Origin of the sequence: Rothia aerolata (assembly GCF_014635585.1) — a bacterium.
GTDB classification, from domain to species: Bacteria; Actinomycetota; Actinomycetes; order Actinomycetales; family Micrococcaceae; genus Rothia; species Rothia aerolata.
On record NZ_BMDC01000004.1, the window covers coordinates 48,872 to 69,283 of the forward strand.

Below are 20,412 nucleotides of genomic sequence, written 5' to 3' on the forward strand. Positions count from 1 at the left end.
TGAATGATAAATCAAAGGAGATTTACCCGTGAAAATTGCAGTGCTCGGCCTGGGCGAAGCAGGCCGCCTCTTCTCGGCAGGATTCATTTCAGCAGGCCAAGAAGTTCTCGCCTTTGACCCCGCCCCCGTTGAAACTCCCGCCGGTGTGGAGCGCTTCAACAGCGCCGGTGAGGCGGTAGCCAAGGCAGACATTGTGCTGAGTCTTGTAACCGCTCGATTCGCAGAATCTGTGGCCGCCGAAGTCGCTTCATCCCTCAGGCCCGAAGCTGTTTATGTTGACCTCAACTCGGGCTCGCCCAGCCTCAAGCAGGCGGTCGAAACAGCTCTGGGAGAGAAGGCTAGCCAGTTCTCAGATGGTTCGGTGATGGGCTCCGTACCCGCCAACAAAGAGAAGGCACCCATCGCGCTTTCGGGCGCAGCAGCCGACCGGGCGGCGTCCTTACTCAATGAAGCCGGCGGCAACGCCGAAGCTATCAGCACAGTGGTGGGCGACGCCTCTAGCCGAAAGCTCCTGCGCAGCGTCTTCGCCAAGGGTCTGGGCGCGCTCATTACCGAGGCGCTAGACGCCGCCGAACACTTCGGCGATAGGGAGACCATGCTGAAGGTCATCGCTGAGTACGTGCCCGACGACTCGATTGTGGCCCGTCTTGAATCCGGAACAAAGCTGCACGCTGTGCGCCGTCAGCACGAAGTCGCAGACTCTCTCGCCATGCTCAAGGAAGCCCGCCCCGACTGGCCGGTTACCGCTGGCGCCCTGGCGCTCCACGCAAAAGCGGCTAATGCCACCCGCGAGGCCGACCTCCTCGCCCGACTCAAAGAGCTACCCACCGCCGCAATTGGTGACGGCGGAGACCGGCTCGGGTTCGCGGATTCTTCCGTTAAACCTATTTGGCATGCACCCCGCCTAGTTGGCCGTGCGCTACCCGTACACGTTCACGCCGGCGACAACCTGGGCGTACATGCCGCGCTCAAGGTGGCCCAGCCCGGTGACGTGCTGGTTGTAGCAGGCGATGGCCACTCAGACAGGGCACTCATGGGAGAGCTAATTGCCAACCGGGCAATCAACCGAGGAATCCTTGGATTTATTACGGACGGCGCGGTGCGGGATCGCGACGACCTGGAGGCCATGGGATTCCCCGTCTGGGCCTCAGGCCAGTCACCGGCAGGCCCCTACAAGCACGGCCCCTTCCGAGTAAACACCGATATTTCTATTGGCGGAACCGTCTGCCATCCCGGTGACTATGTTGTGGCAGATACTGACGGCATCTGTTTTATTAGCCCCGCAGACCTTGAAAAGGCAGTCCGCGGCGGTGAGGAAGTACTGGCAGAAGAAGCTCGCAGAATGAAGGGCATCTTGGAAGCACGTAACGAGGGATAATCCATGCCTATAGCACTTATTGCCCTGGCAGTATTTATCGCCATCATCGTTATTTGGAATGTTGTTGCTAAACGCAATATGGGCGAAGCGATGATCCTGGGCTTTCTCGGAACCTTACTTTTCGCCGGCTTCAATGCACCTTCTGTAGCAGTTGAAGCCGTGGTAGAAGCATCGACTTCAGAAGTACTCTACGCGGCAGCCGGTTTTGTCTTCATGACCCACTTTATTGAAAAAACCGGTGCCATTAGCCGTCTGGTGCAGATTCTTTCCTCCTCGATCGGCAAGGTTCGTGGTGGCCCTGCATTGGTAGATGCCGCTACCTCCGGTGCGATGGGAGCATTGGTGGGCGGATCCAATACCGGAAACGCGGCCGCATCGGGATCTATCACCGGCCCCTGGATGGTCAAATCGGGCTGGTCACCGGCTCGAGCTGCAACGGTTATTGCCGGAAATGCGGGGCTGGGAGCCGCACTGCCACCCAGTGCATCTATGATTATCATGATTGGCTTTGCCGGTTCGCTAGTCACTACTAGCCAGGTGTATTTGGCTCTTCTGGTAGCCGGTATCTATCAGGTTATCTGGCGCCTAATACTTACTTTCTGGTTCGTCTATAAAGACGGAATCAAGAATGAATCCGGTGACGACCAAATCCCCTTCGCGCAAGCCCTGAAGAACGGTTGGCCCACCCTCTTTATCGTTTTGGGTGCTCTCATTCCAATTGCGGTTACCGTTGGCCCCCTGGCAAACGCGCTGGTAGCCACCGGAAAATACGGTGAATCACTAGACTCTATCTCGCTCATTAAGTGGATTCCTATTCTTGCAATTCTCATTACCGCAATTGTCTGCTGGAAAGAACTTCCCAAGACAGCGCGCGGATGGTGGGAATTCATGGAGAGCAGCATTCCGCAGTTCTTTACTATTGGCGTTCTGCTTTTCTTCGCTATCGCAGCCAGTGAAGTACTGGATATTCTCGGCCTGTCCCGCGACGTAGAGGGAATTATCGAAAGCGTCAACATTCCGCTGTGGCTGCTGGTTACCCTGGTTGGTCTTCTCGTGGTTTTGGTAGCCGGGCCCCTCTCCTCAACAGCAACTCTTTCAGCAGTTGGTCAGGTCTCTCTTTTCGCCCTCATCGGCGCGGGAGTAAATCCGCTCCTAGCGGTAACCGCCATGCTGGTTTTCGCCTCAACCGAGGGCTCTTCACCTCCGGCATCCGGATCAATCTTCGTTGCCTGCGGCATCACCGGAGCAAAACCAGAAAGCACCTTCATTCCCCTTCTGGTCTACTACGTGCTACCCATCTTCATTTTGGGAGTACTGATTGCAATCGGTATCGCCCCGGTACCTACGTCTGAAATGAGTGCAGCACTATGAAACAGCACATCAGCAAACTTTTTAGAGTCCTCTACACCATTGCGCTAACCCTGTTTTTGGCTGTGGCATTCACCCTGGTGTTTACACAAATTATCGGCCTTATTTTTGCCCAGCCCAGCTGGATTGACTGGGCAGAAGAGACCCTAGAACACCCCAGTATTATTCTGGCTGTTTTTACCGGGATTTTTGCTTTCATCGTGTACAACGCAGAGGGCACTAAAAGAAACCAGTAAAAAAAACTAACTTCTACATTCCTTAGGTGGGCACCTCTGCGGTGCCCACCCCCTCCTAGAAAGTGAGTGACCATGATTGGCGTATGGGCACTTATTATTTACTTAGTCGTTATCATCGGCTGGTGCGCCGTGATAAAGCGCAGCGTAGGTGAGGCAATGATTCTTGGCTTTATCGCTGCTATATTGTTCGCGGGCAAAGACATCCTCACCGTTGGCTGGAGCTCTCTCTACGATGCTCTGACCGACCAAATTGTCTATTCCACCATGATTTTTGTCTTCATGGGCTTTCTTCTTGAAAAAGCCGGGGTCATGGAAAAACTCATCAACCTCTTGAACTCTGTTCTTGGTGGCGTTAAAGGCGGCCCCGCCTACGTCTCAACCCTTGCCTCCGCGAGCCTGGGCAGCGTCGTCCATAATCAAGCCGCAATTTCCGCAACTGTCGGCGCCGTAACCATTCCCTGGATGACCCGCAGCAACATGGATAAAGGCCGCGCCGCCTCCCTCATCGCGGGCAACGGCGGCATGGGAATCACCTTCCCCTTCAGTGCCTCTATGTTTGCGCTGGTTGGCTCAACCACGGTAAGCAGCATCCTCAACGTTAATGACCTTATTGTTCCCCTGATTTTTGGCGGTCTCTGGTGCGTTCTACATCGCCTTATTGTGACCTTCATCTTTGTGCGGCAGTCCCGTATGGAAGCAGAATCTGCGGAGAACCGCATGTCTTTCGGGCCTTCTTTCCGCCAGGGGTGGAGCACCCTTTCCATCTTTGTGGGTGTGGGTATTCCGCTCTTGCTAACGGTTGGCCCGCTCTACCGCGCGCTTTCCTCATGGTCTGGCACCGACCTATCTAAGGAAATCAACATTGTTCTCTGGATTCCCGTGGTACTGGTTCTTCTCGGCCTGCTTCTGGGCAGCAAGAGACTACCCCGCTCCCCCGGCGGCTGGAAAGAACTCATTCTCGAATCTGTTCCCCGTTTTACCACCGTTGGAATCACTGTTCTCTTTGGTTTCGCCGGGGCAAACGCGCTCGCAACAACGGGGTTGTCAGATCAACTCACCGGCCTTCTCTCCGAGATGCACCTACCCCTGTGGCTCCTGGCTATCCTCGTCGGCGTCATTGTTATTGCTGTAGCCGCGCCGCTCTCCTCTACCGCGACGATGGCAGCCGTGGGTACCGTCGGCGTAGTAACCCTGGTGTCTGCCGGAGTTCCGGCACCCACAGCAGCGGTTGCAACCCTCATCTTCTCCTCCTGCGAAGCTGCGGTTCCTCCGGGTGGACCGCCTCTCTATGTTGCTTGCGGCATTGCCAACGTAAATCCCATACAGCAGTTCACCCGCATGATGCTCTACTACGCGCTCCCTCTGCTGGCTATTGGAGTGCTCGTTATTCTCGGCGTCCTCCCTGTCTAGGAGAAAAAATGATCAAGAAAACTTTAGAATTTCTCTTTGTCATCTGCTTTGGGCTATCACTCATAGGTGGAATTGTTATTGTGCTCGGGCAGACCCTGGGCATCGCTATCGCCAACGTGCCGATGCTGACCTATCTCGGTAGTTCCTTCGTGATTCCCGTTTGTATCCTGGCCTCTATCAGCGCTATATGCGCTTTCCTACTGAGCTACACGCGGAAGGACGTAGAGAACAATGCCTAACTACCCCACCTATGCAGATCTTCTTCAGCGAGAGGGAAAACTGTCTGGTACCTCCTGGGGAATTTTTGAAAACCCAGATCGGGGCACACCCAGTTTTATTACCCCTCAGAAAGTTCTAGAGGCTAAAGATTTGGTGCTTGAGGGGAGAATCTTCAACCTTGACTACCCCGTTGATGCTTTTGACCCAGGCATGTCGGTCAAGCGCGAAGCACCTCAGCACGTTATTTACGGAAACCACCCCGCCCATCGCGATGATTATCTGAACGGATACTATCTTCAGGGCTCTTCTCAGGTTGACGGGTTACGCCACCGCCGCGCTGATGGACTGGGGTTCTACAACGGTATTAAGGACGACGTCGTGGCGCCGGGAACTCGCGAAATCGGCGTTCAGCACTGGGCAGAGGAGCCCCTAGTAACCCGGTGCGTTCTAGCTGACCTGGCTCGTTTTCGAGATATTGATTCCCGCCCTATTGACCATGGGGCGGGCGAGGCAATTCCCCTTACCGATATTGTCTCTGCTTTGGATTTCCAGAAAACAGAGTTGAAACCCGGCGATATCCTCATTATCCGAACCGGTTGGGCAGAGTGGTTTCTCTCGATGCCCACCGCTCAGAGACGCTCCCAGGCGCAGACCCGGCGCTCTTCGGGAATTGAGCAGTCGCTTGAATTCCTAGAGTGGTTATGGGACCACCAAGTAGCTTTGGTCGCTACAGATAACTTTGCTTTGGAATGCCTGCCACCCGTTAATTATTCCCCTTTCAAAGAGAGCGCCCCTAATGACAGGGGAATGATGCACCAGGAGCTACTCGCCAAGCTGGGTATGCCCATTGGCGAGTTATGGAAAGTAGACACTCTTTCTTCTTATATGGCTTCCATCAAACGGTGGGAAGCAATGATTACCGTGAAGCCCCTGAACGTTGTAGGCGCCACGGGCTCCCCGGCAAACGCGATGGTGCTGGTGTAGCTTTCTGCTACCTTCCTCGCGCCCAGTTTTGAATACAGCGCTGTCAGCGCCTGCTAAGTTCCCTGTTCCAGAGTGATTTCTGGGTCAGGGGGTACGTTCGCATCCTGCCCGGCTGGATGGCAGGTAATTGACCAGCAAGTGGCCCCGGGAGCAGTTCTTTGGCCGCGCCCGGGGCCACTTGCCGGTCAAACAGAGAGGCAACACCACAGCAACCCCCACCCTCCGTCGTCCTTAAAACAACAAGAACTGGTTGACGTTTCACGTGAAACCACACCCGAGCGCCAAACCAATAGCCCAAACAATTAATCCCACCGCAGCCTCTTCCACCGTTCCCAGGCGGCTATGTGAGAAAATGGCACCATGACTCTCCACGGGGACAAATCATCGAATATCCCTACACTCGCCGCCTTCCTTGAAAAATATTCAGCTCCCGGCGGCGATGGGTCTGCACGCTCGAATGTCGGAGGCCCCGGCTCGGTTGAACCTACTCTCCCCCAGAAAATTGCACAAGACGCCGAAAGCGCGACGTCCTCAACTATGAACAACACCCCCACACTCCGCAGAGCAGACAACAACGGCATGGCGCTACGCACGGCGCTCATTGAGCGCGGTCATCGTCAGGGCTACACCCACGAAGAGGTGCAGGCCGCCGAAGAGCTCCGAGAAACCCTGCCCGAAGTCCGGTTCTTGCGCACCCTGGTGCGTGAGGGCGCGATTGCCGAGGGGCCCTACGGTGAGATTCTTGCCTCCGGCCTGAGCGCCACTTTTGGTGCCGAATTCGCTACCGGTGCACTGCCTGAAGATGGGCAGCTACCCGAAGAACCGGAGCCCTCCGCGGTTAAAACCCAGCTGAGCAACCCCGGTTGGGTTGAAATTGCCCACGACTCCGAAAATCTCTACGCCGTCGATCTTGACCCGGAAGAAGGCGGGGCGGTAGGCCAGATAATTGACCGCCCGGCTCACGTTGCCGCTGCACCTTTCCTCGTTGCCGAGTCTCTGTCAGATTTTGTCGCCGGCGTTTGGACCGAGAATTTTAAGGACGACGCTGCTCGGCTATCTACCGTCGTAGCGGGAGCCCCGGAGACAGTATCTGGGACGGCGCCTGTGACGCCCCCGGAGCCGGAGACGATTCCCGAGGAGCTGGCTACCAGCCAACCTTCCGATCTGGATTTTGACGATCCCGAAGATGAAATCAAAGACCTTCGCCACGAGCTTGAAACCCACAATGCAGACAAGCTGAACGCCACCGAACGTTGTCTGGCAGAAGACTTTGCCACTAGCGCTTTCGGAACCCACTCTGAGGAACGCACCGAGCGAGTTCAGCAACAGCTAGAGACAGATACAGAGCTCTCAGAAGAGCCAACTCCAAAGACCGACAACGTTCCGCAAACCTGCCGCGAGGCGGTGGCCCAGGAGAACGGAAAAAACTTCAAAACGGCTTTGAAGAGGTTTTTCCTGGGCTAAATTGCTAGAGCAGAGCCCGGTTTCCACAATAATGAGGGCGCCAGCGCAGAATAAATGCGCTGGCGCCCTCATGCTGAAAACGGGGCTTAACCGCTATTTCTTAACGGTGTTTGCCACCTTGTCGCCGGCGGTTACCGGACGCTGGGTTTCATCGTCGCGTGCCACGCCAAAAGCCTTGGAATTGGTCACGATTACCATGACTTCCTTGGAGGGAATTTCAGATTCAATTTTGGCCCAGTCCACGGTAATCAGGGGCTCACCGGCGGTGACCTTCTGGCCAATCTCCGCGGTGGAGGTAAAACCGCGGCCGCCGAGCTCCACGGTGTCGATACCCACGTGAACGAGTACCTCGGCGCCGTCCTCAGAACGGATCATAAAAGCGTGCAGGGAGTCCTGCAGCAGCGCAATCTCGCCAGTTACGGGGGCAACCACGGTGCCCTCGGAGGGGTCAACCGCAAAGCCCTCGCCCATCATGCCCTGGGCAAAAACCGGGTCAGCGACGGTGGTCAGAGGCTTGTAGGTGCCGGTTGCCGGGGCAACCAGCTCTTCACCGAGCGGACCTGCCGGCGTTGCCTCTGCGGGTGCGGGTGCTTCTTCAGCCTTCTTTTTCTTGCCGAAGCCGAACATCATTACTCCTTGCGTTGAAGTGTTGTATCTAACTAAGAGACTACCCTCTTTGCGTAACGGGCACAGTTTTTATTCGCTGATTGGGCAATTTTTCCGAGAGTTGGAACCGTCTTCGCGCTTTCTCGAAATATTGGTTGCGGCGGTAACGTTAGATGTGAGTACAGCTTGAACGAAGGAGCGCACATGGCTGAGATTACCGACCCGGCCGAACTCGAGGTTTTCATTCCCGGCCCCGGCGAGAACCCCGATGATCCCAACGACGCCGACCGCACCGAATTTCTTGAAACCGCCCAGGAACTTCTCGATTCCGGGCTAGACATCGCGGTGTACTCCACCGACTCCTACCCCTCTGCCTTTGAGCAGTGCGTGCCGGTGGCTGAGCAGATTGAGGTCTCGGGGCACGAAGTGCTGCCGATTTTGCTGGTGGACGGCGCGGTGAAAGTCTCCTTCAACTATCCAGATCGCGAGCAGCTGGAACGCTTTTCTAAAGCACGCTCGGTTAAGCCCAAGAAGCTTCCGGCAGCGGCTACCGCCTGCGGTACCGGCGGCGCCGACGTCACTACCGCCCCCGCAATGGAGCCAGCCGGCTTTGCCGCAACCCTGGCAGGGGTTACCGAGCGCCCCGCCGGTGGCCCCGATATTGGCAACCGCCGCAACCTGATGGGCGGAGATTTTGGGCAGGGGCTACCGAGTGGCTCGGAATCAGCTTTGAGGGCTGGCGAAGGCTAATTGCTCTCTCGCCGAGTGGTGGATTTTAGGCTTAAAATCCCGTGATTTTAAGCCTAAAATCCACCACTCGGCGAGGACTTATTAAATCGAGCGCCCCGGTGTCAAAATATTGTTGGGATCCAGCGCCGTTTTAATAGCGGCAGAAACGGCTAGCGTCTCGGGGCAGCACCCTACGTTGGCTATCTAAGGGGTGACCCCTGCTCTGCCACCCCAGAAAGTTACAGCTTTGCCCTGTGGCCCCGGGTGCGGTGACCTCAGAGGTGATTCCCGCCTCTGTTTGACCGGCGAGTGGTCCCGGGTGTGGCCAAAGAACCGATCCCGGGGCCACTTGCTGGTCAGACTCAGAAAAGGCACCCCCGGATGGCCCTACACCTAGCCGCCGGTTACACCCAAGAAAATACACGCCATAAGCGCAGGCACCCGCTCTCCTATTCACCAGCAGGGCCGCATCCCCAGGCCTGTCCATCAGCTCTGCAATCCTCCGCTACTCGGCCTGATTCCACCCGCCAGACCTGCAGGCTCTGAGTCGGGCTGGTGACGCTGGCGCTACCGGGAATCACGCGCCAGCCTCTCTCACCAGCAACCCGGTACTCCCCCCGGTAGTCGGTGGTGACCGTGTAGTGGTATGTGCCTGTCTGGGTGTATTGGTGGGAGGTGGGGGTTTTGACGTCCCAGGTGGTGCCGACGCTATGGCCGGGATTGGTGACGGGACCAAGGGTGGTGCCGTCGCCGTAGGTGAAGGTGTAGGAGATGGGGGTGGCTTTGATTTCTACTGTTTGGCCGGCAATGGTTTCGGTGAAAGTGCCGGTGGTGGCCTGGGCGTAGATGTTGGTGTTGTAGTTTTTGAGGGTGTGGGGTGCTTGGTCTTGGTGGAGTTGAGCGGCGGGTAGTGGGAGGTTCTGGAGGTCTTGCTGGGTGAGGGTGATTTCTTGGGGTGGTTGTTGGTTGTTGATTTTTTCGCCGTTATTGGTGGTGGCTTGTTCGCTAGTGGGGGTGTTGTCTGTGATGCAGGCGTAGTTGCCGGCGTCGTCGGTGTTGTAGGAGTCGGTGCCGGTGGTGTCGCCACTGATGGGGAGGGGGATTCTGGTGAGGCGTCCGGCTTTTCCGGTGCCGTTGAGGGTGACGCAGGAGGCTCCGTCAAGGGCGGTGGTGCCTCGGGTGATGTCGGGGGTGCCTTTGTGGCCGTTGGTGGTGGTTCTGGGGGTGAGGGCGGTGGCACCGTTTTGAGGTCGATTGAGGATGAGGGATGGACCTACAGAACTGAAAGATGAACTTTCAAGGTTATTGCTTGAAGGTATCTTTTCGTGTGACGCTTTAAAAGTAGGTGGGGCTTCTCCTGACATTAGGTGTTCTGTTTTGCGTATGAGAACTTCAAATCCTGAATCAGTTGTTGATGATTCACTCTCGATAACTGTTGTAGGTGCATCTGCCGCAAAAGCAGGCATGGTTATTGAATGACAAGTCAGGAATAGAATGGCTAAAGGTACCATGTCTCGAAGTTTTGGTGCCATGGTTACTGACCCACTACTAGTTGATCTATCACATACCAATTGCCATCATCAGCGAATTGGATTTTCAGCTCAAAACCCCGTTTTCCTTCATCGGCCAGATGGTAAGTTGTTACCTTTCCCTCTGAAAAATAGGCAACATCATTCATTAAGTAATTAATGGGAACTGAGTAGTATCCATCTCCATGAGAGATAACTCCATCCATATATGGGCGGGGTTCTATTTCACCTCCAACTGCCCACCCGCCAGATGCGTAAAGAGCCTTCCAGTTTGCGTAGGTATCTGCCTCTTCTTTGTAGTCAGAAGAGACCTGTTTTCCTACAAAAGTTATGTCTCCGGTTTGTACGGCAAAGTTACGAGATGATGCCCAGTAGTAGATGAATTTCTCCATCGCCTCCGTTGACTCCACATGCATTCCCTCCGGCTCTTTCGGCTTGGGCACATTCTGAGCCGGGCCATGCTCATCAGCAGCGCGGTACTCACCGGCAGGGGCCTTGGAGCCACCGGAGTATTTCTGCTCACCGGCGGAAGAATCTGCCGAGGTGGCGCCTGGGGCAGAGGCTGAAGAGTCAGTGATAGCTTCGGCTGAAGCTGAGGTGCTTGCGCTGGCTTCGCTTGGGGTTGTTTGCCCTGCTTCAGAGGAGGCGCAGCCGGCCAGGGTCAGGCTGGCGAGGGCGAGAAAGACCAGGGGCAGGGGCGCTTTGTGTGGTGTGTTCATGGGTGAGGTTCTCCGGGTGGTTACGTGGTGTGTGGGTGCGAGTAATCACCTCATAGAGTAACGTATATCACCTTCTGTGTAGTGGTTGTTTCTGCCAAATGGCTTGTTTGTGGGGTTAATTGGTGATTTCACCCGAATTTCCTAATGCCGGTGTCTGGTACCCCGGCCGCGCTCTAAGGGCCTACCGCAGGATCTCACCCCTACCTAATACAAAATTGCCATTTAGCATGTCACTAGTGCCCCACACCAAACCTGCTGGTCTGCGGATACCAACCATCGGCCTCGGTGTGGGCACCGACCGAACTAATCTCTAGAGCCTCAAATTCCCGGAAGTCACTCATAAAAGATCCCCAGTTCTCCCGGGTAATGTCGCTAGAAATCGACCAACCAATACGCTTAATGCCGCCATAGATTCCTGAAAGCTGATTACCTGTCACTCCCATTGAGGCTCGGGCGGCGGTAGAGAAGTGGTGCAAACGGTTAAGCCAGGGAGCCTCGGAATCGGGGCGAGCCGTAAATTGGAAAGCATCACCCAGGTAGGGATTTTTGCCCATGGGGTGCTTGCGGCTTGGCTCGTGAACATCTTCCCAGAGCAGAATGTCATCGATGAATTCTGCCAGCTCAGTGCGTTGACTTAAATCAACCTTGTAACCGGTTGCTGAAATAACGAAATCAAAATCCTCTACCCGCTCCCCCTCGGGAGTTGATATAACTGCTGTAACCGCTGCGGCGCCGTCCTTAATTTCGTAGCGCGCTACGGTAGCACCACGCACCAGCTCAAAATTCTCGTGGTTAAAGCAGCGCCAAATTGCGTGCTGAGTGGGCGGCTGGGGCAGGCCCCCGTTGAAAGTGGAGAACTCCCACTTCTGCTCGTCGGTGAGGTCGAAGAAGTGCTCCTGCATGCCCGGAAACTCCATCCAGCGAAGCGGGTTGTGAGAGGGGACTTCGGTACGGCGCATGAGTACCTTAACCTGAGCAGCACCATTCTCAAGTGCTGTTCCGGCATTGTCGTAACCCGAGGCCCCAGCACCGACGACCAGCACTTTCTTGCCAGCCAGAGCCTTGAAATCAATGGGATCTTGCGTGTGCGCCCACAGGTTTGAAGGTAGCGTGCTAATCTCCGGTAGTACGTTGATAGCTCCACCGCCGGTGAGGCCCAAGGCAAAAATAACCCGCTGTGCCGTTACACTGATTAGCTTAATGTGACCGTTCAAATCGGTGACCTCAGCATCCACAACAAAAGGAGCCTCAGGTGTAGCGGGCTTATGCACGGCTACCACTCGAGTGCCGTATTGCACAGGGGCCTCCGTCATTTTTTCGTACCAGCGCAGGTAGGCGTTCCAGTCGAGGCGGGGAATCAGCTTAATTCGCTCCCATGCCTCAGCTCCGTAAACCGCTTCAAACCAGCGGCGAATGTGCAGTGAAGGAACGTCAAGCTCAATTCCCTTCATGTGCTTGGGGCTGCGCAGGGTGTGCATGCGGGCGTAGTTAATCCAGCAGCCGTTGTGATCGCGAGTATCCGCTTCAAAGATTTGCACGCGGTCAATGTTTTCGCGTTTGAGCGCAAAAGCCGCGCCTAGACCGGCCTGGCCACCGCCCACAATCAGCACATTGAAGTCAAGGCCAGGTTTGCTGGGCACCCACTGGTGTGCGTGGGCTGTGGTTTCAAGGTCTTCGCGTACCCGCTGTTCAAGCACCGCCAGGTTTTCGAGGGCTTTAGGGGTATAGTAAGACGACGCTTCGCCGGCTACCGCTGATTCTGTTGTATTTTCGGTGTACTGGATTGTCATGGCTATAACTCTTTTCTTATTCTGCGGCGGGGGCTAAGACCGCTGCTTTTGAGGTGGAGAAAGACTTGGGTAGTTCGTTGAAGGCTAGGTTGAGACTAAAAGCGGCAATGGCGGTTGCTGAGATACCCGAGTCGAAGATCAGGGCGAACCAGGTGGGGAACTGATCGTAGAAAGCGGGAACCGCGATGGGAATCAGGCCGAAGGCAATGGAAGTTGCGACGATCAGTGAGTTCTTTCCCTTGGAGTAGTCAACAGTGGCCAGGGACTGAATACCGCTGGCTGCGACAGAGCCAAAGAGTACAATGGCCGCACCACCCAGTACCGGGTAGGGAACCGATGCAATAACCGCGCCAAGAATGGGCAGTAGCCCCAGAACTACCAGGATTCCGCCGCCGGTGGCGACCACAAAGCGGGAGCGTACTCCGGTCATGGCTACCACGCCTACGTTCTGCGCAAAAGCGGAGGCGGGGAAGGAGTTGAAGAGGGGCGAGATTGCGGTGGAGATAGCATCTGCTCGCAGGCCGTCGGCCACTCGCTTCTCGTTGACGTCGGTGCCGATAATCTTGCCCACTGCCAGAATGTCTGCGGTAGTTTCAGTCATGATCACGATCATGACCACGCACATAGAGATAATGGCGCCAATTTCAAAAGTGGGTAGGCCAAAGGCGAAGGGGGCAGGAAAGGCGAAAATTTCCGACTGTGAAACCTTCTCGAATGATGCCTGGCCTGTCAGCACCGCAACGATAGTTCCGCAGAAAATACCCAGCAGCACGGCCAGCTTAGAGAGCTTCTTGAATGCGGAGAAAGCCAAGGTGAAAACGAGAGTTACTGCCGCAAGTGCAATGTTGGACGGCGCCCCGTAGGTGGGTGCGTCTGCTATGCCGCCCATGGCCCATCGAACGGCCACCGGGAGTAGGGAGACACCAATAACGGTGATGATGGTTCCTGTAACAACAGTGGGAAAGAAGCGCACAATCTTTGAGAAAACAGGTGCAATCACAACGCCGAAGATCCCGGCTATCAGCACGGCGCCAAAGACCGACTGCAGGCCGCCGTCACCGCTGGCGATGGTGGTCATGGTAGAAACTGCCGCGAAAGAGACCCCCGGTACCAGAGGTAGTTTGGAACCGAAAAAAGGAATGCCCAAAGACTGCAGAATGGTGGCTGCACCTGAAACAAAGAGTGCTGCAGCAATCAGCACCGCAACCTGGGCTGTCTCGAGACCTGCAGCTGTGCCCACAATCAGCGGAACAGAAATGACTCCGCCGTACATAGTGAGAATGTGCTGAAGGCCAAGAATAATGTTCTGCCCCAGAGGGAGCTTTTCATTCTCTGGCAGAGTGATGGGTGCCGCGCTTTCTGAGCGATTGAGAGTTATCGACATAATCTGAATCCTTTGCCTTTAGCTACCGCGATAACTTGAGATGGAATAGGGGGAGAGAAGAAGGGGAATATGATAATGACCGGTTTCTTGTACGAGAGAGACCGTAAGGCTGACTGAGTTCCAGAAGCTGGTTCGGGGGTAGTAATCGCCTATTTCAAAGACCAGGGTGTAGTCGCCGGTTTCAAGCTGATCAGGACCGAGGTCTGAAATACGTCCGTCAGAATCTGTAGTTCCGCTGGCTATCTTTTGTTCGCCGCTGAACAGATGAACAGTGAGCCCCTCGGCCGGTGATCCGTTGGCCGTATCAAGAATGTGGGTGCTGAGAAAGCTCATGCGTTCACCAACTTCTCAAGGCGGAGCAGGGAAATTTCTCCCAGCTGCTGTTTGCGTTCAAGCTCTTCTTGCTGGGGAGAATTTTTCATGCGACGTTTGAGTTCTGAGAGCATTTCGGCACTATCTCTGCCGTCCGCGCGAATTAGGAATACGTGCCCAAATTGTTTCTCGTAACTGGCATTGGCTGATTCCCAGGTGCTCAGATCAGAGTCTTGAACACCCTGCTGTTCCTGCCTGCTGTTTTCTGCTTCGACCACGCTGAGATTCTCGGGGGCTTTCTTCTCACCAATGCGGGGATGCTGACTGAGGGCTTCGGTTACTTCCTCTGCTGACCAGGTGGCGATATTTGCCTTAGCTGTTTCCAGTAGATCCTGGCGGTTGAGGTAGGGCCGTTGGTTGATGAGTGCGTGACTGAAAGCTGGAATGGAAACGCAGGCTTTCAGGTGCGGTTGCAAATCTGCGCTTGAAGTTTCGTTGAACTCTTTGAGGTTCATGGAAGCTCCCGAAGGTGTGGTGGTCTGTTGTGTTGGCACCAGCTTAGAAAAGTGAGACTTCGGGGCAGTTTCTCTGGCGTAAATGCTAAGTTTCAGTATTTTTAGTTTCTGTAATCTGAATTTCACATACCTGTGGTGTGGTTTTTACACCCCACCTAAATGCCATTTATCCCCCGTTCTGCCTAGTCAAAACGGGGGATAAATGGTCTCTCGGGAATCTCATGAAACAAAAGATTCAGTGCTTTTAGACCTTAGATTCTTTCTTGGAATCGCTCAGAATTTTCTCAAGTTCCTGAGTGATACCTTGATCGTCATCAGACTCTCGGAAAGGGACAGATGTATCTTTGCCAGTTTCTCGTGAACCAAGAACTGCATGTGCCTGATTGAGGTTGAGCTTGCCCTCCCAGCGATCTACTACAAATGTAGCCACGCAATTACCTGTCAGGTTTACAACCACTCGCATGGAATCCATGAGTCTGTCGGCTCCAAGCATCAGCGCTACACCTGATACCGGGAAAAGTCCCAGAGCTGCAGAGGTTGCAGACAGGGCCAAGAAGGCAGAGCCAGGAACGCCGGCCATCCCCTTCGAAGTCAACAGCAACACCGCCAAAGCAGTAATCTGCTGACTCAAGGAGAGATCCACGCCGAATGCCTGAGTCATAAAGACCAGAGAGATTGAGAGGTAGATGGCTGAACCATCCATATTGAATGAGTAACCGGTAGGGAATACCAGGCCGGTAGTAGTGCGAGAGCATCCTGCACGATTGAGCTTATCCATCATGCGAGGCATAACAGCTTCGGTGGAGGCTGTACCCAGAGCTAGAAGGTATTCATCCTTGGTAAAGCGGAAGAACTTCCACAGGCTTACGCCGCCGCCACATCGGGCGATTCCGCCCAGAAGTAGAATGAAGAGAACCGCTGAAACATAGCAAGCGATGATGAGTTTGACGTAGGTGCCGATTGTTTCAATTCCGTACTGGCCAATAATAAATGCAATGGCTCCGAAGGCACCCAATGGTGAGATTCGCATAATCCAGTTCATAATCTTGAAGAAGATTGAAAGAACGGTGTCGAAGAAAGCGATGAGCTGCGCACATTTTTCTTGGCCAACAGCTACTATCCCCAGGCCGAAGAGTACCGAGAATACAAGGATTTGCAGGATTTCATTCTCCGCAAAGGCGCCGATGACGCTAACCGGAAGCATTCCCAGCAAAAATTCTGCGAAACCACCTGGTTTTTCTGCAGAAGTTTTTTCATCAAGAACGCTGGAGTCAAGACTTGATGGATCAATGTTCAAGCCTGAACCGGGATTGAAAATATAGGCCATAGCCATGCCGAAGATTAGGGCAATTGTGGAGACTACCACAAAGTATGCCAGAGCCTTAACGCCTACGCGCCCCACAGCTTTCATATCGCCAGCCTTGGCAATGCCGGTGACAACTACGAGAAAAACAATGGGGGAGATCACCATTTTGATGAGCTGTATAAAGCCATCACCGAGGGGCTTGAGTGTTGCACCTGTGGTAGGCCAAAAGTGACCAATGAGAGTTCCCAGAAGAATAGCTACGCCGAGTTGAAAAAATAGGGATGAGAAGGTTTTTTGCATCTTTTGTTTCATAAAACCCAAGATACAAAATTAGGTTTTCACACTAGTCAACGTATAGTTTCACGTCTAAATCAGTTGAGTAACAACTTTGTTTCATATTTTTTTGCAGGTGGGAGCAGGGTATTTAAACATGGTGCCGAGGCACCTCTCGGCGACCGCACAAAATGAGATTTTAGACCGCGAAATCTTTCAGCAGTCCTGTGTATCGCTTAGCGGGCGGGAAGTCTTGTTCGCCCTTCTTGGCGGGCCTAAGCCCCAGTGAGACCAAAGTCTTGGCGAGCAGCAGCGCCGCGCTCACGCCGTCCACCACCGGAGCACCAATTGCGGCAGAAACTTCATCAACGTATTCAGCCATACCCGCGCATCCCAGAACCACAGCATGGCTTTCGTCGGCTGCAAGAGCCGCACGCGAGGCCTCAATTATGGTCTCCAGAGCGTTAGACTCAGGCTTTTCTAAATCCAGCACCGCTATATCGCAGGCGTGCGCACCGGCACAGCGAGCACCCAGTCCGGTCTCATGTAAAAGGTACTCTGCGCGGCCAATGGTGCGTGCCAGGGTGGTAACAATCGAGAATTTTCCGCCCAGCAGAGAAGCTACGTGAAAAGCGCCCTCGGCAATACCGATTACCGGCACCGGGGAGATCTCGCGGGCAGCCTCAATACCGGGATCACCAAAGCAGGCCACCACAAAGGCGTCTGCACCCCAGTCCAGTCCGGATTTAATCTCGGCGAGTAGACCGGGTACCGAAAGCGCTTCGTCATAGTGAGACTCGATGGATGCCGGCCCCATGCTTGGCGAGACTACCTGCAGGTCGATCTCGACTGCGTAAGTAAAGAGGGAGCGCTCAATCAGCCTGGTCATGGACTGGGTGGTATTGGGGTTAATAACCTTGATTTTCACTCTGAGAACTTTCTATTTGGTAATCAGCTGGTCGGCTTCGGGTGTACTCGCAGCAAGAGCGGGCTTGATTTGGGGGTTCTTCTTTTCACAGGCGACCATGACTGCGTAGCTGATTCCGCAACCAATAAACCAGCTAAAGTCTGCTAACCAGCTCAGACCGGGAACCAGAGGTGATGCCAGAATTGCCGCGATAGCTGGAATCGCTGCGGCAATCAGGGCAAACAGAGCGTTTTTATTGTAGCCACCGGAGAACCAGTAGAGGCCCTGTGGGTTTCGGGTATAAAGATCAGCTACTTTGACTGACTCTCGGGCTGCCTTGTAGTAGCCGGCAATCAGAATGCCGAAAAGGGGGCCAATCAATCCGCCCAGCAGACCCAGGGTGTAGTGGATTGCTTGATCATTGGCATACCAGTTCCAGGGTGTGAGAAAGATGGAGCCGACGGCCGCAATGAAGCCGCCTGCTCGCCAGGAAATTTTGTGGGGAGCAACGTTGGAAAAGTCAAAGGCGGGGGCAATAAAGTTAGCCACAATGTTGATACCCACAGTGGCCAGCATAAAGGTGAAGCCACCCAGAATAATAGCGAAGGGGGTGCCGATTGCGTTGACGGTCTCGATGGGGTCGGTCATCAGCTGGCCAAAGACCGGCATGGTAGCCGATGCGGTGATCACGGTGAGCAGGGAGAAGAAGAGGAAGTTGACCGGAAGACCCCAGAAGTTGCCCTTCTTGACTGCCTCGTAGGAGTTTGCGAAGCGGGAGATATCGCCGAAGTTTAGCATGGGGCCAGAGAAGTATGAAACAACCAGGGCAATAGCGGTGAGCATGACCGGAATGGATTCTGCGAAGCCAAGTACGGGGCCGTTGGAGAGGTTGAGGGAGATGTTGTTTACGCCGGCCTGGGAAACCAGGTAACCGGCCAGGACAATCATGACGACGTAGACTGCCGGGCCTGCCCAGTCGATGAATTTGCGGATTGATTCAATGCCGTTCCAGAAGAGGATCGCCTGTGCCAGCCAGAGAATAAAGTAGCAGAGGTAGCCGACCGGAGAGAGCCCGAGAAAGCTGTGCTGGTCAACATCGTAGTAGGGTGCGAGGGAGGGCCAGAACTTGAGCAGGATGATTGCCAGGGATTCTGATGCGAGGAAGGTTTGCACACCGTACCAGGCAATTGCGATGATGCCTCGAATGATGGCCGGAATGTTCGCGCCCTTAATGCCGAAGATGGCTCGGTTGATCACGGGGTAAGGTACGCCGGTTACCTGCGAGGGCTTAGCCACCAGATTCACAAAAATCTGAACCAGCACAATGCCGATGAAGAGGGAGACGAGAACCTGCCAGCTGGAAAGACCCAGCGCGAAAAGGGAGCCTGCAGTAACGTAACCGCCGACTGAGTGGACGTCGCTCATCCAGAAGGCGAAGATGTTGTAGGATCCCCACCTTTGTTCTTTGAGCGGGACAATATCTTCGTTGTAGAGGGTTGGATCATATTGCGCTCTATCTGCCTTAACAATGGGCTGCGTGGTAGTGCTCAAACGCATGGGGTTTCTCCCTTGGGCTGGTCTTTCGACAGGGCTAGCGGTCTGTGTTTTTTCACCATCCACTCTAAGAAACTAAAATTTCAGAAAGATAACCAGCTGTTGCGCCTGAGAAAAAATTGTGTTTTCAAAATGTAAATTGGTGGGCTACACCTCTAGTCAGCTACGTATTTTCGACCCACCCAAGCATTGATTTGAGCAAGAAGATGAAATAATAATTTCATACTGCTCGGAAACTTCTGTGAAATTAATATTCCATAATCCTTAAATTTGAAACACTACTGTTACTTTTGAGTAATCGACTCGACTTGTGCCGCTTCTACAGTGGAGAGCAGACACCCACCTAGATCAATGACAGGAGATTCCTCAATGCCTCAGCGCATCTCCGCAACTCAAGCTCTTCTTGAGGGCAGGTTTCAGCCCGCAAGCATTACCGTTGAGAACGGAAAGATCTCTGCTATTGATAGCTACGAACCGCGTGAGCAAGACATCTTTGTTGATGAGAATTACCTGCTCTTTCCCGGTGTTGTAGACACTCACGTTCATCTCAACGAACCGGGCCGCACCCACTGGGAGGGCTTTGAATCAGGTACTAGGGCAGCGGCAGCCGGAGGTGCTACCACCGTCATCGATATGCCGTTGAACTCCATTCCCCCCACCACCACCGAAGGCGCTCTCAAGCTCAAAAAACAGGTGGCTGAGAAGCAGATTTACGTTGATACCGGTTTCTGGGGCGGCTTGGTACCCGGCAACCTGGGAGAGCTCAAAGACCTGGTAAAGGCCGGAGTCTTCGGTTTCAAATGCTTCACCCTTGATTCGGGAGTAGAGGAATTTCCTTCGGTTGATGAGCAAACCCTTTATGAGGGAATGCGCGAAATTAAGCGTTTAGACTCGCTACTGGTTATTCACGCCGAACACGCAGAAACCATCGAAGCGCATGCTCTTGAGTCAGCGACGTCCTATACCGCCTTTGCCGATTCGCGCCCGCCGCTAGCTGAAGTGCAGGCTATCGAAATGGTGCTGAGAAACGTTGAAAAGACCGGCTGCCGCACCCATATTCTGCACGTTTCATCAGCGGAAGCACTTGAGGTTATTACTCAAGGCAAGAAGGCAGGTCTGCCGATTACCGCTGAAACCTGCCCCCATTACCTGACCTTTGTGGCAGAAGAAATTCCAGACGGCGCATCGCAGTTTAAGTGTTGTCCACCGATTCGTAGCAAGAGCCAGCAAGATGCACTCTGGCGGGGCTTGCTCGACGGAACCCTAGATTTGATTGTCTCAGACCACTCTCCCGCCGATGCCGAGCAGAAGTTCAACGCCGACGGCGATCTGGTGCGGGCCTGGGGCGGCGTAGCCGGTCTGCAGGTGAGCTTCACAGCGGTAGCGGCAGAGGCAACCAAGCGCGGTATCCCGCTAGAGAAGGTAGCGCAGTGGATGAGTGCTTCACCCGCAAACCTGGTAGGCCTCAGCCAAAAGGGTCGCCTAGAAGTGGGAGCAGATGCAGATTTTCTTATCTATAACCCGCTGGCCGAGCAGACCATCAACGCTCACGACCTGCAGCACAAAAATCCGATTTCGGCCTATGACGGCGCTCGCCTGCAGGGACGCGTTGAGGCAACGATAGTGCGGGGCGAGACCGTTTATGCCCTCGGTCAGTTCGCTCCCCGCCGCGGTACTTTTCTGACCACAACCACAGACTTTTCCCCGGCAGAGGCCAAGTAAGGAAGAA

General features: G+C 54.5%; 19 protein-coding genes. 9 read left to right on the forward strand and 10 right to left on the reverse strand.

Features of this window, described 5'->3' with window-relative positions:
- Window positions 1-28 precede the first annotated feature (28 nt).
- From IEV00_RS09685 to IEV00_RS09715, 7 genes are all read left to right on the forward strand, one after another.
- Window positions 29-1,378, forward strand: a complete 1,350-nt coding sequence (locus IEV00_RS09685) for an RraA family protein (protein WP_188360167.1) — start codon at window positions 29-31, stop codon at window positions 1,376-1,378.
- 3 nt (window positions 1,379-1,381) lie between these two features.
- Window positions 1,382-2,749 (forward strand): TRAP transporter large permease subunit, encoded by a 1,368-nt coding sequence (locus tag IEV00_RS09690; protein WP_188360168.1) that lies wholly within the window; start codon window positions 1,382-1,384, stop codon window positions 2,747-2,749.
- A complete protein-coding gene (locus IEV00_RS09695) occupies window positions 2,746-2,982 on the forward strand; it encodes a hypothetical protein (protein WP_188360169.1) in 237 nt (78 codons plus the stop codon). Before IEV00_RS09690 ends, IEV00_RS09695 begins: the two co-directional genes overlap by 4 nt.
- A 72-nt stretch (window positions 2,983-3,054) precedes the next feature.
- Entirely contained in the window at window positions 3,055-4,392 is a 1,338-nt protein-coding gene (locus IEV00_RS09700) for a TRAP transporter large permease subunit (protein ID WP_188360170.1), read from the forward strand.
- 8 nt (window positions 4,393-4,400) lie between these two features.
- Window positions 4,401-4,631, forward strand: coding sequence for a hypothetical protein (locus IEV00_RS09705; RefSeq protein ID WP_188360171.1), 231 nt, complete (start codon window positions 4,401-4,403; stop codon window positions 4,629-4,631).
- Window positions 4,624-5,595 carry a cyclase family protein gene (locus IEV00_RS09710; protein ID WP_188360172.1) on the forward strand — a complete coding sequence of 324 codons (972 nt, stop codon included), beginning with the start codon at window positions 4,624-4,626 and terminating at the stop codon, window positions 5,593-5,595. The genes IEV00_RS09705 and IEV00_RS09710 overlap by 8 nt, the downstream gene beginning before the upstream one ends.
- A gap of 360 nt (window positions 5,596-5,955) precedes the next feature.
- Window positions 5,956-7,059 (forward strand): SMI1/KNR4 family protein, encoded by a 1,104-nt coding sequence (locus IEV00_RS09715; RefSeq protein WP_188360173.1) that lies wholly within the window; start codon window positions 5,956-5,958, stop codon window positions 7,057-7,059.
- Between the two features lie 93 nt (window positions 7,060-7,152).
- Here the strand turns inward: IEV00_RS09715 and IEV00_RS09720 are convergent, their stop codons facing one another.
- Window positions 7,153-7,689: a PTS sugar transporter subunit IIA gene (locus tag IEV00_RS09720; RefSeq protein WP_229723183.1), complete on the reverse strand. Its 537-nt coding sequence runs from the start codon at window positions 7,687-7,689 to the stop codon at window positions 7,153-7,155.
- Between the two features lie 180 nt (window positions 7,690-7,869).
- Between IEV00_RS09720 and IEV00_RS09725 the strand changes: the two genes are divergently transcribed.
- Entirely contained in the window at window positions 7,870-8,415 is a 546-nt protein-coding gene (locus tag IEV00_RS09725; protein WP_188360174.1) for an arsenic metallochaperone ArsD family protein, read from the forward strand.
- 428 nt (window positions 8,416-8,843) lie between these two features.
- Here the strand turns inward: IEV00_RS09725 and IEV00_RS09735 are convergent, their stop codons facing one another.
- The 9 genes from IEV00_RS09735 to IEV00_RS09775 form a co-directional block, all read right to left on the reverse strand.
- A complete protein-coding gene (locus IEV00_RS09735; protein ID WP_188360175.1) occupies window positions 8,844-9,758 on the reverse strand; it encodes a hypothetical protein in 915 nt (304 codons plus the stop codon).
- A 170-nt stretch (window positions 9,759-9,928) separates the two neighbouring features.
- The gene (locus IEV00_RS09740) at window positions 9,929-10,642 is read right to left on the reverse strand and encodes a DUF6318 family protein (RefSeq protein ID WP_188360176.1); all 714 of its coding nucleotides are present in this window, start codon (window positions 10,640-10,642) and stop codon (window positions 9,929-9,931) included.
- A gap of 233 nt (window positions 10,643-10,875) precedes the next feature.
- The gene (locus IEV00_RS09745) at window positions 10,876-12,432 is read right to left on the reverse strand and encodes an NAD(P)-binding domain-containing protein (RefSeq protein WP_188360177.1); all 1,557 of its coding nucleotides are present in this window, start codon (window positions 12,430-12,432) and stop codon (window positions 10,876-10,878) included.
- A 16-nt stretch (window positions 12,433-12,448) separates the two neighbouring features.
- Window positions 12,449-13,816 carry a nucleobase:cation symporter-2 family protein gene (locus IEV00_RS09750; RefSeq protein WP_188360178.1) on the reverse strand — a complete coding sequence of 456 codons (1,368 nt, stop codon included), beginning with the start codon at window positions 13,814-13,816 and terminating at the stop codon, window positions 12,449-12,451.
- Between the two features lie 18 nt (window positions 13,817-13,834).
- Entirely contained in the window at window positions 13,835-14,149 is a 315-nt protein-coding gene (gene uraH / locus IEV00_RS09755) for a hydroxyisourate hydrolase (protein WP_188360179.1), read from the reverse strand.
- Window positions 14,146-14,643 carry a 2-oxo-4-hydroxy-4-carboxy-5-ureidoimidazoline decarboxylase gene (gene uraD / locus IEV00_RS09760; protein WP_188360180.1) on the reverse strand — a complete coding sequence of 166 codons (498 nt, stop codon included), beginning with the start codon at window positions 14,641-14,643 and terminating at the stop codon, window positions 14,146-14,148. The genes uraH and uraD overlap by 4 nt, the downstream gene beginning before the upstream one ends.
- A gap of 244 nt (window positions 14,644-14,887) precedes the next feature.
- Window positions 14,888-16,261 carry a cation:dicarboxylate symporter family transporter gene (locus tag IEV00_RS09765; protein WP_188360181.1) on the reverse strand — a complete coding sequence of 458 codons (1,374 nt, stop codon included), beginning with the start codon at window positions 16,259-16,261 and terminating at the stop codon, window positions 14,888-14,890.
- A 160-nt stretch (window positions 16,262-16,421) separates the two neighbouring features.
- Entirely contained in the window at window positions 16,422-17,150 is a 729-nt protein-coding gene (locus IEV00_RS09770) for an aspartate/glutamate racemase family protein (protein ID WP_188360182.1), read from the reverse strand.
- 12 nt (window positions 17,151-17,162) lie between these two features.
- A complete protein-coding gene (locus IEV00_RS09775) occupies window positions 17,163-18,686 on the reverse strand; it encodes an NCS1 family nucleobase:cation symporter-1 (protein ID WP_188360183.1) in 1,524 nt (507 codons plus the stop codon).
- 366 nt (window positions 18,687-19,052) lie between these two features.
- Here IEV00_RS09775 and allB point away from each other — a divergent pair, with 366 nt between their 5' ends.
- Window positions 19,053-20,405 carry an allantoinase AllB gene (allB, locus tag IEV00_RS09780; protein WP_188360184.1) on the forward strand — a complete coding sequence of 451 codons (1,353 nt, stop codon included), beginning with the start codon at window positions 19,053-19,055 and terminating at the stop codon, window positions 20,403-20,405.
- Window positions 20,406-20,412: the final 7 nt, after the last annotated feature.

What these genes read in the sequence shown, in the direction of transcription:
- IEV00_RS09690 (WP_188360168.1), top strand. Translation starts at nt 1,382, where the DNA reads ATGCCTATAGCACTTATTGCCCTGGCAGTATTTATCGCCATCATCGTT.
- IEV00_RS09695 (WP_188360169.1), top strand. Translation starts at nt 2,746, where the DNA reads ATGAAACAGCACATCAGCAAACTTTTTAGAGTCCTCTACACCATTGCG.
- IEV00_RS09700 (WP_188360170.1), top strand. Translation starts at nt 3,055, where the DNA reads ATGATTGGCGTATGGGCACTTATTATTTACTTAGTCGTTATCATCGGC.
- IEV00_RS09705 (WP_188360171.1), top strand. Translation starts at nt 4,401, where the DNA reads ATGATCAAGAAAACTTTAGAATTTCTCTTTGTCATCTGCTTTGGGCTA.
- IEV00_RS09710 (WP_188360172.1), top strand. Translation starts at nt 4,624, where the DNA reads ATGCCTAACTACCCCACCTATGCAGATCTTCTTCAGCGAGAGGGAAAA.
- IEV00_RS09715 (WP_188360173.1), top strand. Translation starts at nt 5,956, where the DNA reads ATGACTCTCCACGGGGACAAATCATCGAATATCCCTACACTCGCCGCC.
- IEV00_RS09720 (WP_229723183.1), bottom strand. Translation starts at nt 7,689, where the DNA reads ATGATGTTCGGCTTCGGCAAGAAAAAGAAGGCTGAAGAAGCACCCGCA.
- IEV00_RS09725 (WP_188360174.1), top strand. Translation starts at nt 7,870, where the DNA reads ATGGCTGAGATTACCGACCCGGCCGAACTCGAGGTTTTCATTCCCGGC.
- IEV00_RS09735 (WP_188360175.1), bottom strand. Translation starts at nt 9,758, where the DNA reads ATGTCAGGAGAAGCCCCACCTACTTTTAAAGCGTCACACGAAAAGATA.
- IEV00_RS09740 (WP_188360176.1), bottom strand. Translation starts at nt 10,642, where the DNA reads ATGAACACACCACACAAAGCGCCCCTGCCCCTGGTCTTTCTCGCCCTC.
- IEV00_RS09745 (WP_188360177.1), bottom strand. Translation starts at nt 12,432, where the DNA reads ATGACAATCCAGTACACCGAAAATACAACAGAATCAGCGGTAGCCGGC.
- IEV00_RS09750 (WP_188360178.1), bottom strand. Translation starts at nt 13,816, where the DNA reads ATGTCGATAACTCTCAATCGCTCAGAAAGCGCGGCACCCATCACTCTG.
- uraH (WP_188360179.1), bottom strand. Translation starts at nt 14,149, where the DNA reads ATGAGCTTTCTCAGCACCCACATTCTTGATACGGCCAACGGATCACCG.
- uraD (WP_188360180.1), bottom strand. Translation starts at nt 14,643, where the DNA reads ATGAACCTCAAAGAGTTCAACGAAACTTCAAGCGCAGATTTGCAACCG.
- IEV00_RS09765 (WP_188360181.1), bottom strand. Translation starts at nt 16,261, where the DNA reads ATGAAACAAAAGATGCAAAAAACCTTCTCATCCCTATTTTTTCAACTC.
- IEV00_RS09775 (WP_188360183.1), bottom strand. Translation starts at nt 18,686, where the DNA reads ATGCGTTTGAGCACTACCACGCAGCCCATTGTTAAGGCAGATAGAGCG.
- allB (WP_188360184.1), top strand. Translation starts at nt 19,053, where the DNA reads ATGCCTCAGCGCATCTCCGCAACTCAAGCTCTTCTTGAGGGCAGGTTT.